Source organism: Amycolatopsis sp. NPDC001319 (genome assembly GCF_042896185.1).
In the GTDB taxonomy this organism is placed as follows: Bacteria; Actinomycetota; Actinomycetes; order Mycobacteriales; family Pseudonocardiaceae; genus Amycolatopsis.
Genome location: NZ_JBIAWY010000007.1, coordinates 57,432 through 70,708 on the forward strand (window position 1 = coordinate 57,432; position 13,277 = coordinate 70,708).

8 protein-coding genes are annotated in these 13,277 nt (G+C 69.8%); all 8 read left to right on the forward strand.

Features of this window, described 5'->3' with window-relative positions; all coding sequences use genetic code 11:
* Positions 1–39 precede the first annotated feature (39 nt).
* The 8 genes from ACFY1H_RS26645 to ACFY1H_RS26680 all read left to right on the forward strand — a co-directional run bounded on the left by ACFY1H_RS26645 (position 40) and on the right by ACFY1H_RS26680 (position 12,455).
* Positions 40–831: an Abi-alpha family protein gene (locus ACFY1H_RS26645; RefSeq protein WP_366582421.1), complete on the forward strand. Its 792-nt coding sequence runs from the start codon at positions 40–42 to the stop codon at positions 829–831.
* Between the two features lies 1 nt (position 832).
* Positions 833–2,077 (forward strand): DUF445 domain-containing protein, encoded by a 1,245-nt coding sequence (locus ACFY1H_RS26650; RefSeq protein ID WP_366582422.1) that lies wholly within the window; start codon positions 833–835, stop codon positions 2,075–2,077.
* 49 nt (positions 2,078–2,126) lie between these two features.
* Positions 2,127–5,771, forward strand: coding sequence for a DUF3376 domain-containing protein (locus tag ACFY1H_RS26655; protein WP_386950663.1), 3,645 nt, complete (start codon positions 2,127–2,129; stop codon positions 5,769–5,771).
* A 256-nt stretch (positions 5,772–6,027) separates the two neighbouring features.
* A complete protein-coding gene (gene ectA / locus ACFY1H_RS26660; RefSeq protein ID WP_366582424.1) occupies positions 6,028–6,531 on the forward strand; it encodes a diaminobutyrate acetyltransferase in 504 nt (167 codons plus the stop codon).
* A 38-nt stretch (positions 6,532–6,569) separates the two neighbouring features.
* Positions 6,570–7,823, forward strand: coding sequence for a diaminobutyrate--2-oxoglutarate transaminase (gene ectB / locus ACFY1H_RS26665; protein WP_366582425.1), 1,254 nt, complete (start codon positions 6,570–6,572; stop codon positions 7,821–7,823).
* A gap of 27 nt (positions 7,824–7,850) precedes the next feature.
* Positions 7,851–8,246: an ectoine synthase gene (locus ACFY1H_RS26670; RefSeq protein WP_364049755.1), complete on the forward strand. Its 396-nt coding sequence runs from the start codon at positions 7,851–7,853 to the stop codon at positions 8,244–8,246.
* A gap of 66 nt (positions 8,247–8,312) precedes the next feature.
* Complete coding sequence (thpD, locus tag ACFY1H_RS26675; protein WP_386950667.1) at positions 8,313–9,215, forward strand: ectoine hydroxylase; 903 nt, start codon at positions 8,313–8,315, stop codon at positions 9,213–9,215.
* 477 nt (positions 9,216–9,692) lie between these two features.
* Positions 9,693–12,455, forward strand: coding sequence for a BTAD domain-containing putative transcriptional regulator (locus ACFY1H_RS26680; RefSeq protein WP_386950670.1), 2,763 nt, complete (start codon positions 9,693–9,695; stop codon positions 12,453–12,455).
* The last annotated feature ends 822 nt before the right edge of the window (positions 12,456–13,277 follow it).

The following is a 13,277-nucleotide window of genomic DNA, read 5'->3' on the forward strand; positions in this document are numbered from 1 at the left end:
GCAGGTAGCATCAGCGCGGAACACGAGGGGAGCACGCCTGTGGACAGTCAGCGACCGAACGGCCGGGGCTCGGCCGAGGACGTGGTCAACGTGGCCCGCCGCGCCGGGCAGCTGGCCGGCTGGGCTGCGCGCGCCGGCTTCGGGCTCACCCGCAAGCTGCCCGGGCTGGACCAGGCCGAGCGTGGCATCCGGCAGGTGGAGCGCAGCCTGCTCAGCGAGCTGCGCCGTCGCCTCGACGAGGTCGACGACCCGTACCACGCGGCGCTCACCGCGGCGTCGGCCATGAACCGCCCCGACCGAGGCGGCCGGGTGGTCGAGTCCACGGTGACCCTCGTACCCGCTCGCGAGCACGAAGAGCCGCTGCGCGCGGCGATGGCCGAGCTGCTCAACCACTCCGTCGGCTTCGGCCGCGAACGCGCGCGCGAGTACCTCTACGCGATCATCCTGCGCCAGCTCACACCCGACGAGGCGCGCATCCTCGCCGCGTTGTCCGACGGTTCGCCGTTCCCCTCCGTCGACGTCGCCGAGCGCACGAACCTCGGCGGCGCGGGCCGGATCGTGCTGCGCAACGCCTCGACCGTCGGCAAGGCAGCCGGGGTGTCGCTGCCCGACCAGGTTCCCGGTTACCTCACGCGGCTGATCGGGCTGGGCCTCGTCGACCTCGACGAAGAGGTTCCGGCGCTGGAGACGCAGTACGAGATCCTCCTGACCGACGAGACCGTGCGCGAGGTGGAGAAGCAGGTGAAGCGGGTGAAGGTGATCCGCCGGACCGTGCACATCTCGCGGCTCGGGGCTCAGTTCTGGCAGGCCTGCGACCCGAGCCTCGGCTAGCGTGGGCGCGTTCCTGTCGGGCCTGCTCGACGACTTCGCCCGCCACTGGCCGCTCTACGTCTCGATCCCCGTCGTCGCCGCGCTCATCGGGTACGGCACGAAGCTCGTGGCGATCCGCATGATGTTCCAGCCTGTCGAGTTCCTCGGGATCAAACCGTTCCTCGGCTGGCAGGGCATCGTGCCGAAACGCGCGGCGCGCATGGCGAGCATCGCGTGCGACACGATGACCGAGCAGCTGATCAAGCCGGCCGAGATCGTCGCCCGTCTCGACGCCGACCGGATCGCGCAGGAGATCGCGAAACCGCTGGAAGCGGCCGTCGAGGACATCGTGCGCGAGGTCGCAGGCCACTACCAGCCGGGTCTCTGGGAATCGCTGCCGGTGGGCGTGCAGCGGCTGGTGATCCAGCGCGTGCAGACCGAGTCGCCGCACATGGTCAAGGCCGTGCTGGAGCTCATCAAGTCCGATGTGGACAGCGTGTTCGACCTCAAGGGCATGGTCGTCACCAGCCTGGTGAAGGACAAGCGCCTGCTCAACCGGATCTTCCAGGAGGCGGGTGAGCAGGAGTTCAAGTTCATCGCGCGCTCGGGCCTGTTCTTCGGCGGGCTGATCGGCGTGATCCAGATGGTGGCGTGGGTGCTGTTCAAGTTCCCGCCGATCATGCCGATCTTCGGCCTGTTCACGGGCTGGTTCACCGACTGGCTCGCGCTGCGCATGATCTTCTACCCGCTGGAGCCCAAGCGGTACTTCGGCGTGCAGTGGCAGGGCCTGTTCCTGAAGCGGCGCGCGGAGGTGGCCGAGGCGTACGGCGCGCTGATCGCCAAGGAGATCATCACCCCGCACAACGTGATCGAGGCGATCCTGCAGGGGCCGCTGTCCGACCGCGTGCTGGCGTTGATCCAGCGCCAGCTCGACGTGGAGATCGGCCGGGCGGCCAACGTCGCGAAGCCGCTGCTGGTGTTCGCCATCGGCAGCCGCCGCTACCAGGACGTGAAGTTCGCGATCTCCGAGCAGATCATGGCGCGCCTGCCGGAGACGATGCGCTACATCGAGGACTACGCCACCGACGCGATGGACATCCGCAACGTGCTGGTCACCAAGATGAAGGAGCTCTCGCCGGAGGAGTTCGAGCAGCTGCTGCGCCCGGCGTTCCAGCAGGACGAGTGGATCCTCATCGCGACGGGCGCGGTACTCGGGTTTTGTGTAGGCGAGGGCCAAGTTCTGCTGCTGGAGCACCTCGCGTCCTGAGCGCGCCGCTAGGGTGCTGCCGTCGGGACGGCACGTCGAGGGGTGCGGCATGGGCGAGGGAGCGGCTCCGTGGCCGCAGGAGATCCGGCTCGCGATGACCATGGTCGGGGGCGCGAGCCTGGCCGTGTGGATGAGCGGCGTGGCGACCGAGACGTCGGCGCTGCTGCAGGCGTCGCGCTCTGCTGAGCCGGGCGGGTACCGGAAGCTGCTCGACCTGCTGCGGGCGACGGTGCGGCTCGACGTGCTCACCGGCACGAGCGCCGGCGGCGTCGGCGCGGCGGGGCTCGGGCTGGCGGAGGCGTTCCGGTCGTCGCCGGCACCGTTGCGGGACGCGTTGGTGGCCGACGCGTCGCTGGCGAATCTGATCCGCGATCCGAAGGAGGCGCAGCCGCGTTCGCTGCTCGACGGCGACCAGTTCCTGGGCTGTCTCGACGGCGCGTTCCGCGCGATCGTCTCCGGCGGCACCCCGCCGGCCGAGCCGCCGGACATGACGCTGCTGCTGCCGGGCACGATGATCGACGGCGAGACCGTGCGCTACGACGACGCGCTCGGCAACCTCGTGCGCGACACCGAGCACCGCATGCTGTTCCGCTTCGTGGGTCCACTGTGGAACAACCAGGTCACGGCGCCGCTCGCGCTCGCGACGCGCTCCACCGCGTCGTTCCCCGGCGCGTTCGAGCTGGCGCGGCTGCCGGTCGGGCCCCGGGTCGCGGACCGGCAGCACCCGGACATGACGGACTACACCGAGCTCACGCGGTCGCACTGGCTCACCGACGGCGGTGTGCTCGTGAACAAGCCGCTGCGGCCGGCGTTGCGGGAGATCTTCGAGCTGCCGTCTTCGTCGGATGTGCGGCGACTGCTGTTGTACGTCGTGCCCACCGTGGAGGCCGAGGCTGCCGCGGTGCCGGTCGATCCGGCGAACCCGCCGCTGCTGGGCGCGGCGCTGGCGAAGGTCGTCTCGACGGTGATCAACCAGACGATCAGCTCCGACCTGGAGGAGCTCACCGCGCACAACGACGCCGTGGTCGCCACCCGCGACACCCGTGTTTCCCTTGCCGCACTGGGACTTCGCGGCGGCCGGCTGGTGGACCACCGCGTGATGGCGGCCTACCTCGACCGGCGCGTCGCCGAGGACGCGGCCGAGCTGGTGCGCACGGCCACGCGGTACTACGCACTGTCCACTATGGATGGCAAGGATGCGGGCTGGGCCAAGGGCCTGTCGACGGAACTGCGCTCGGTCGCCGCCGAAGGCCTGCGGCACGGCATGCCGGCGACGGCCCCCGGAGCCGTTTGCCAGGTCGAGGACCTCGCCGCCTTCCGCACCACAGCCCTCGACGACTCGGTCGCCACGGGCCTGCAACTCGTCAACGCCGCCTTCCACCTCTGCCCGGACGAACACCAGGCCGCCACCCTCAACGACGTCCGCGCCCGCCTGCACGCCGCGCGCAGCAAGGCCGCGCGCGGCATCCGCATCTCCCCGTGGGTGGCGAAGCACGCCCCACCCGCCGCGGGCACGACGGCCGCCGACTGGATCGCGCAGCTGGCCCGCGAATGGGCCCAGCTGGGCAAGTCGGACGCACTGCGCGCCGCGTGGCCCCTGGTCACCACCGCCCTGCGCGACGCCGCACCGGTGCTGCGCGAGCTGGCGAGCGCCCCGCCGGCCGCCGCCGCACTGCTGAAGATGAACGGCCAGACACCCACCCCCGCACCCGCCGCGGCCCCCGCCGTCACCACCGCGCTCGCCGACGCCGTCGACACCGTCACGACGCTGCTCGGCTGGTTCGGCCTGGCCGACAACCCGCCTCAGAACCCGGCGGGGCCTGCGGTTGCAGCGCATCCGGAGGCCTTGGCGGAGACTACGGTCGCAGCGCACCCGGAGGACACGGCGCTGCTCAAGGTTGCGGCCCAGTCCGCGGTCGCCGTGCAGCCGGGGGATCCGGCGCAGCCCGAGGCCTCGGCGCAGCCCGCGGTCGCAACGCGGCCGGAGGACTTGGCGCCGTCGGAGGATTCGGCGCATCCTGCAGTTGTAGTGCGGGCGGAGGTCGCGGCGCTGCCCAAGAACCCGACCGAGCGTGTGGTTGCCGTGCAGCCGGGGGATCCGGCGCTGCCCGCGGTCACAGCGCATCCGGAGGCCTCGGCGCAGCCGGAGGGGCTGGCGCAGCCTGCAGTCGCAATGCAGCCCGAGAACCCGACCCTGCCTGCGGATGCAGCGCAGCCTCAGAACCCTGCCCAGCTTGCAGTCGCGGCGCAGCCGGAGGACACGCCGCTGCCCGCAACCCCGGCCCAGCCTGCGGTCGTGGCGCAGCCGGTGGACGCGGCGTCGCATGGGGGCTCGGCCCAGCCTGCGGTCGCAGCGCAGCCGGAAGACCCGCCGCAGCCCAAGACCCCAGCCCAGCCCGCCACCGGCGAGCGCACCCTCATGTCCCGCCTCATCCTCCTCCACGTCGCCACTCGCGGCTTGCTCGCGCAGCCGCCGTCGGTGGATCAGCGGGTGGATCTGGTGCAGGTCAGCGCGGATTCGCGGACGCTGCTGGACCTGGGCCGCCCGCGTGGCTGGGACAAGCTCACCGGCCTGCAGGCGGACTACTTCGGCGCGTTCTACAAGTCCTCCTGGCGCGCGAACGACTGGATGTGGGGCCGTGTCGACGCGGTCGGCTGGCTGGTGCAGTGCCTGCTGGATCCGCACCGGCTGCGGGTGCTGCGCAACGTCGTCGGGCCGGAGGCCTTCCGCACCGAGGTGCGCGAGGCGTTCCAGGCCGTCGGCTGGCAGGTGCCGAGCGTCGCGGACAACGTGCCGGCCGCCGAGGTCGAGCCGCTGGTGGCGCAGCTCGGGGAGGAGCTCGCCTTCCTGGGGCTCGACGCGCAGCTGGCCGACGTGGCGTTCACCGACGACCTGCCGACGAGCCTGCCGGTGACGTCGATGGTGCTCGCGCGGGGCCGTCAGCTGGAGATCGCGCGGGAGGAGCTGCCGGTCGTCGCGAAGCAGGCGGCCGAAGACTCGGCCGAAGGCAACGGCAAGCCGTCCGCGGCCTTCCGTGCGGTCATGGCCACACCGCCGACGGACGCCGCCGCGACGCAACGCGCGTTCCAGGCCTGCCAGGTCTCCGCCGAACGTTTCGAGGGCGAGCGCGGCACGATGCTGCTCACCAAAACGCTCGTGAAGGCCGGCGCGACGGGCATCAACGCCGCCGCGGGCGCCACGCGCGTGCCGACGTCGCTGCAGCCCGCCGCGAAGGTGGCCCAGGCGACGGGACGCAGCGCGTGGTGGGTCACGCAGGGCGCGACGAAGCTCGGCCGCCCGTGGAACCTCGTCGCGGCCGCCGTGACGGCCGTGGCCGGCCTCGTGCTGGGTGGCAACGGCGGCCAGGTGCTGCAGTGGGTCGGCCCGCCCGTGGCCGCGGGCGCGCTCGTGTTCCTCGTGGTGAGCCTGCTGACGCTGAAACGCACGTGGCGCATGGTGCTCACGCTGCTGTGCGTGCTCGTGGTGGCGGCGTTGCTGTTCGCGGCTTTCCTGCCGCCGCTGGCGCAGCCGTTGTTCGGTTGGCTCGGTACGGTGGTCGCGGGCTGGCGGCGCGGCGAGGCGCCCGTGTGGTGGCTGCTCGTGGTGCTGCTGCTCGTGCTGCCCGCAATCTGGACCCCGATCGCGGCCTTGCGCCGCCGGACCAGGCGAGGACCATGCAACGGAGCCGACTGACCACAGTCGAGACGCGCCGCCTGAGCAGGTGCTGAGTTCGTCCGTCTTGCGCCGAAACGCCTGAGGCGTCATGGTCGGGGGAGACGAGGCTGCTCACCGAGGTGGGTGGCCCAGGAGCACGGCATGCCCCGAAACTCAGTCGATCAAACGTGTTTGTGGGGCTCCTCACCGGGGTATTCACGTTGCCGCAGGTGAGCGGGGTGGACGTGGCGCGCGTCGCTGGCGGCGTGAAAATTCTCTGTTACGTTTCCTGAGTATGTCCGGAAAGCACTTGATCGAATCCCCGACCAAGGCCGATGGCGCCGCCCTCTGGCGAATCGCGCGCGATTCGCAGAAGCTTGATCTCAACTCTCCGTACGCATACCTGCTGTGGTGCCGCGATTTCGCGGAGAGTTCGGTGGTCGCCCGAGTCGACGGCGAGGCGGTGGGTTTCGTCATCGCCTACCGGAGGCCGTCCGAGCCCGACGTCGCGCTCGTGTGGCAGGTCGCGGTCGACTCTTCGCAGCGTGGGAAAGGCCTGGCCGGGCAGCTGCTCGACGCCTTGTACGCCCGCCTGGTCGACGACGGGGTGCGTTTCCTCGAAACCACGATCACCCCTGACAACGAGGCTTCGATCCGCCTGTTCGCGTCGTTCGCGAAGCGGTGGAACGCCGCGCTGGAGAGCAGCAGGCTGTTCGAAGCCGAAGATTTCCCGGAAGATGGGGAAGGTGGGCACCAGCCCGAGAACCTTTACCGTATCGGTCCGTTGATCCGTCAATAAGCCGTCAATTTCGGGGCGAGTAGGAGCAGAGAAACGTCATGAGCATCTTCGAAGAGCTCGAATCTGAAGTCCGCAGTTACAGCAGGGGGTGGCCGGTCGTCTTCGACCGTGCGCAGGGCAGCTGGCTGTACGACGAGGACGGCAAGGCCTACCTCGATTTCTTCGCGGGTGCCGGCGCGCTGAACTACGGCCACAACAACCCGAAGCTCAAGGCCGCGCTGATCGACTACATCCAGCGCGACGGCGTGACCCACGCGCTCGACATGTTCACCGTGGCCAAGCGCGATTTCCTGGAGACCTTCCAGGAGAAGATCCTCAAGCCGCGCGAGCTGGACTACAAGATCGTCTTCCCGGGCCCCGGTGGCGCCAACGCGGTGGAAGCCGCGCTGAAGCTCGCCCGCAAGGTGACCGGCAAGGAGTCGGTCATCAACTTCACCAACGCGTTCCACGGTATGACGCTGGGTGCGCTGTCGGTCACCGGCAACTCGATGAAGCGCGGCGGCGCGGGTGTCCCGCTCGTGCACGCGACGCCGATGCCGTACGACCGCTACTTTGACGGCACGATCCCCGACTTCCTCTACTTCGAGAAGCTGATCGAAGACTCCGGCAGCGGCCTGAACGAGCCCGCCGCCGTGATCGTGGAGGGCGTGCAGGGCGAGGGCGGTATCAACGCCGCGCGCCTCGCCTGGCTCAAGGGCCTCTCGGACCTGTGCGAAAGCCACGGCATCCTGCTGATCCTCGACGACGTGCAGATGGGCTGCGGCCGCACCGGCCCGTTTTTCAGCTTCGAGGACGCGGGCATCAAGCCCGACATCGTCTGCCTGTCGAAGTCCATCGGCGGCTACGGCATCCCGATGGCGCTCACGCTCATCAAGCCGGAGCTCGACGTGTGGGAGCCGGGTGAGCACAACGGCACCTTCCGCGGCATCAGCCCCGCGTTCGTGACCGCCACCGAGGCGATCAACCTCTACTGGAGCGACGACGAGCTCGAGAAGTCCACGAAGGCCAAGGGCGAGCGCATCGCCGCCGCCTTCAAGGACATCGTGGAGGCCTACCCGGACGCCAACCTGCTGGCGAAGGGCCGCGGTCTCGCGCGCGGCATCGAGTTCGCCAACGGAGACCTGGCCGGCGCCGTCTGCAAGGAAGCCTTCGAGCGCGGCCTGCTGATGGAGACCTCCGGTCCCGACGGTGAGGTCATGAAGCTGCTGCCGCCGCTGACGTTGACCGACGACGAGCTCACGCAGGGCCTGTCGATCATCAACGACTCCATCGCGGCAGTCCTCAACAAGTAGTCCCGAACAACAGGTAAGGAGCGACCCTTGCTGGTCCGTACTCTCGACGAAGTCACCGACACCGACGCCGACATCAAGACGCCCAACTGGCGCAGCAAGCGCATCATGCTGGCCAAGGACGGCCTGGGCTTCTCGGTGCACGAGACCACGCTCTACGCGGGCACAGTGAACGACTTCTGGTACGCCAACCACATCGAGGCCGTGTTCATCACCTCCGGCGAGGGCGAGGTGGAGAACAAGGCGACCGGCGAGGTCTTCCCGCTGGCGCCGGGCACCATCTACGTGCTCAACGATTCCGACAAGCACCAGGTCCGGCCCAAGACCGAGATCAAGTGCGTGTGCGTGTTCAACCCGCCGGTGACCGGCCGCGAGGTGCACGACGAGAACGGCGTGTACCCGCTCATCACCGAAGAATCCGCCTGAGCCTTCCCGGCTGCTGCCGCGCCACCACCACACCCCGACAGAGAGAGAATCAGGAGGCGAGCAACTGTGACGCTGATGGACACCCGGGTCGAGGACGGATACCCGACCCGGATCACCGGTACGCCGGAGCAACTTCCGCGCGTGCACCCCACGGTGTGGGGTACTGAGGCAGACGGCCCCATCGACGCCGCGACCCTGGCCAACCACGAGGCCAAGGGCTACACCGTCGACGAAGGCCTGCTCTCGCCCGGTGAGGTCCAGACGTACTGGCAGGAGCTCGTGCGGCTGTCCTCCGACCAGGAGCTGCGTGCCGACGCGCGGGTGATCACCGAGGCGAAGACCGGCGAGGTCCGGTCGATCTTCGACGTCCACGTGATCTCGGACCTCATCGCGGAGCTCGTGCGCGACCCGCGGGTCCTCGACCGGGCCCGGCAGATGCTGGGTTCGGACGTCTACATCCACCAGAGCCGCGTGAACTACATGCCGGGCTTCAAGGGCACGGGGTTCTACTGGCACTCGGACTTCGAGACGTGGCACGCCGAGGACGGCATGCCGGCGCCCCGGGCCGTGAGCTGTTCGATCGCGCTCACGGACAACTACCCGTACAACGGCGGGCTCATGGTCATGCCGGGCTCGCACCGCACGTTCGTGCAGTGCGCGGGTGAAACGCCGGACGACAACTACAAGAGCTCGCTCAAGGACCAGCGCGTCGGGGTTCCGGCCGAGGACGACATCACGAAGATGGCGGCCGAGTACGGCATCGACCAGTTCACCGGCACGGCGGGCACGGCGCTGTGGTTCGACTCCAACGTGATGCACGGGTCGTCGAACAACATCACCCCGTACCCGCGCTCGAACATCTTCCTGGTGTTCAACAGTGTCGAGAACGCGCTGCAGGAACCCTTCGCGGCCAGCAACCCGAGGCCGTCGTTCATCGCCGGGCGCGACGCCACCCCGGTGCGCCGGTGACGAGGGTTACCCCCGCGCGGCGGCGGGTCGCCCGTAGCCGTGAATGTGCGCCCTGTTACTTTGTCGCCACTCCGCACGGGCCTCGTGGGTCCGCCGCGGAGGAGCTGTCCGAGGCAGTCCGGGTTCTTCGCTCGGGGTGAGCCCACCCGTCCCGCCCGGGCAGCATTGAGGTCGGGTGGACCGCGCCCCCTGGCGGCCCGGCCGACGTCACCGAGTCCGGCCCCGCACCATCAGATCGGGACTGATGGTGCGGGGCCGGATTCGTTTTGCCCAGGGGCGCGTCTGTTACGACATTCGGGCCAAGACCGCTGTTCGGGTGGGAAAACCGTGCGCACAGACGGTGAAACGGCGACTTACACGTAGGTGTCCGGCGTGTGGAGTTCACGAAAGAGTTGTGTCTGTCCGCTCATCACCACGGTAGGTTGTGCCTCCTGGCGGGGGAGACGCCGGAACCGACCCGGGGAGGTGCGCGCGAGCATGGCCGAAAATGCGGGCGCGCACGTGCAGCTGCTCGGCCCCGTCACCCTGCTCGACGGTGCACGTGCAGTTTCCATCGGCGGTCCCGGCGTGAAAGGACTGCTCGCGCTGCTGGCGTTGAAGGTCGGCAAGGTCGTGCCGCTCGAGGAGATCATCGACGCGTTGTGGGGCCACGACCCGCCCGCCACCGCGCGGACGATCGTGCACGGCAACGTCTCGCACTTGCGCCGCGTGCTGCGCGACCTGGGTGGTGACTCCGTCGCGGAGATCCTCACGAGCCCGCCCGGTTACCAGCTGGCGGTGGATCCGGCGCGCATCGACGTGCACCGCGCCCGGGCGCTGCTGGACCGCGCCGTGCTGGAGCCGCCGGAGCAGGCGTCGGCGTTGCTGGGCTCGGCCTTGGCTCTGTGGCAGGGACCCGCGCTGTCCGGCGTGCCCGATTCGGTGCGGGCGCCCGAATTGGAGGACCTGCGCCTCGCGATCCACGGCGCGCGGGTGGACGCCGACCTGGAGCTGGGCCGGCACAACGAGCTGATCGTGGAGCTCAGCCCCCTCGTGCGCGCCGACCCGCTGGCCGAGCGCACGGCCGGGCAGCTCATGCGCGCGCTCTACTACGCCGGGCGCCGGGGCGACGCGCTGGAGCTCTACCGCACCGTCTCGCGGGCCACGCTGCGCACGCTCGGCGTCGAACCGGGCGGCGACCTGCGGTGGCTGCACGAGCGCGTGCTCAACGACGACCTGGACGTCGCCGTCCCCGAGGTCGCGGCGCCGGTGAAAGCGCCTTCACAACTGCCCGCCGCGGTGCCTTCGCTCGCCGGCCGCGACGCCGAGCTGGCGTGGCTGGACGGTCTCGCGGAGACCGGCGAGAGTACCGTCGCCGTGGTGTCGGGGACGGCCGGCGTGGGCAAGAGCGCGCTGGTCGTGTGGTGGGCCCACCGCGCGGCCGCACGGTTCCCGGACGGCGTGTTGTTCGCGTCGCTGCACGGTTTCGACCCGCGGCACGCGCCGCTGGAGCCCGCGGAGCTGCTTACCCAGTTCCTGCTCGGCCTGGGCGTCGCGACGGGCGACGTGCCGGAGCAGTTGCACGAACGCGTCGCGCTGTACCGGTCGCTCATCGCGGGCCGCCGCATGCTGGTGCTGCTCGACGACGCGCGCTCCGCCGAGCAGGTGCGGCCGTTGCTGCCGCCGGGTTCGCGGTCGATGACCGTGGTGACGAGCCGGTCGAAGCTCGAAGGCCTGGCCGTGTCCAATGCGGCACGGCTGCGCGTTTTGGGCACTTTGGCACCCGACGACGCGGTGCGCCTGATCGAAGAACTTGCCGGTCCCGCGGACTTCGACCTGAACCACGCCCTGGCGCGGTTGTGCGGCTACCTGCCGCTGGCCCTGCGCATCGCCGGCGCGCGGTTGTCGGCCAGTCCACAGTGGACCACCCAGGACCTCGTCGACGAGCTGGGCAACGAACGCACCCGCCTCGCCGCCCTGGAGGTCGACGGCGCCGACGACAGTGTGCGCGCCGCGTTCGACGTCTCCTTCCGCGGCCTCCCCTCCGACCTCGCGCGGCTCCTGCTGCAGTTGGGCGTTCTGCCCGTCCGCCGCGTCGGTCCCCACCTGGCGGCCGCGGTGGCGGCCATGCCCGTCGACCGCGCGCGCCGTGCCCTGCGCACCCTGGCCGCGCACAACCTGCTCACCGAGACGGCCCGCGACGTCTTCGCCCCCCACGACCTGGTGCGGCTGTACTTGCGGGAGCTCGCGGAGTCCGAACTGGACAGTGACGCGTTGTCCGCCGTCCTGGTGCGGGCCGTGCACTTCTACCAGGCCGCCTCCGACACGGCCCGCCGCCGCATGCTGCGCATCGTCGACCCCCTCGACCTGACCGGCTTGTTACCCGCCGACGCCCTCCCATCCCTGCACACGTTCGACGAGGCCCAGGACTGGTTCGAGGCCGAGTGGCCCAACCTCCTCGTGATCCTCGACGCCGCGTATTCGGCCGGGTTGTACGGCAACGTCTGGCGCCTCGCGCGGGTTTCGCACACCTACCGCGTGGTCTGGCCCCTGCTCGACGAGTGGACCCGCCTGATCGACCTGGGCCTGGCCGCCGCCGAGGCGTCCGGCGAGATCCTCGGGCAGTGCTGGATGCTCATCTCGCGCTGCGCCATCGCCCTGACGTTCGAGCTGCCCCACACCCACCCCGCCGACGCCGAACGCGCCCTCGACCTCGCGGTCCAGCTCGGCGACAAACGCTCCATCACCGTCGCCAACATCCACCTCGGCAGCATGCTGTCCCTGCTCTCCCGCCACGACGAAGCCATCTCCCGCCTGCAGGAGGCCGTCGCCGAAACCGAACGCACCGGCGACCTCGAACTGCGCGGCCAGGCCCTCAACAACTGCGCCGAGACGGAGAAACGCGCCGGCCGCTTCGAGGAGGCGGTGGCCCACGAACTGTCCTCGCTGGCGATCGACCGCGAGCTCGGCAACGACAGCTACGCGGTGGTTTCGCTGAACAACCTCGCCGACCTGTCCCAACGACTCGGCGATTCGGCGACGGCTTCCCGTTATGCGTGGGAGGGGATCGATCTCGCGCATGCCCGGGGGTTCGACCTGCACGAGGCCATCCTCCGGGTGACTTTGGCGCGGATCCTGCGGTCGTCTCCCGCGACAGTTGGGCTGGCTGGGGAGCAGTACGCGCTGGCGGCGGTGCTGTATGGGCGGGTGAATCCGGCTCAGGTGCCGGAGGTACAGGCGGAGGCTGCGGAGCTGGGGTGAGGTTGGGTGGCCTTGGCTGGAGCTGCCTTGGCTGGAGGTGGCCTTGGCTTGGGGTGGTTCGACCGGTTCGCCGCTTTTCGCTGGGTCTTGACGGCGTGGCTCTGAAGAGTGCAGCTCCAGCAGGTGGTCTGGCTCCGTTCGTCGGCTCGACGAGTCCGGCTTTAGCTGGCCGTTCGCCCGTTCGCCCGTTCACTGGCCTTATCTGGTCTGGTCGATTGAACGTCGGCCTTGTCCTTGGCTTCGACCGCCGGTCAGAAGTGCCCGACTTTGTCCGGTTTCGCTGCTAGGTGCCGGTTTCGCTTTGGCCGTCGGCTCGTTCTTGTCCCCGGTCGATCCTGCGCTTCTCACGGGGCACCTCATGTCTGATCGACAAATCACGCCAAGCCGTCGGCGAACGGTCCGGCCACACCGCACCACCAAGCCAGACCCGGCAACCGGGTCATACCTCTCGATCACCCACCTACCTGCCGATGACCTGGGAATCGACCACCTCCACAGCGCGACTTCACCTCACCGCTCGCGCCTCTCTCCGAAATTGTCCACACCCATCCCCGAGTTGTGGACAACTCGCCCCCTCAGTGGCTTGGCCAGCGTTTTTGTCGGAGGTCACCGATAGAATGGACTCGGGGACGCCCCCCTCGGGAGGGCGGGGGCCTGTCTGCCGGGGCCGGAGGGGTGCCCTCTCGGGGGTGCGGCGGGGAGCCGGGCGCCTGTCGGGCGGTGGGGCTGGCGGTCGGGGGCGTGGAGATCGGTTGAAGATCGGTCCGCGGGGGGTGCGCAAGAGGTTTCTTGCACAGCGTTCACCCGGGTTTGCGCAGGTCG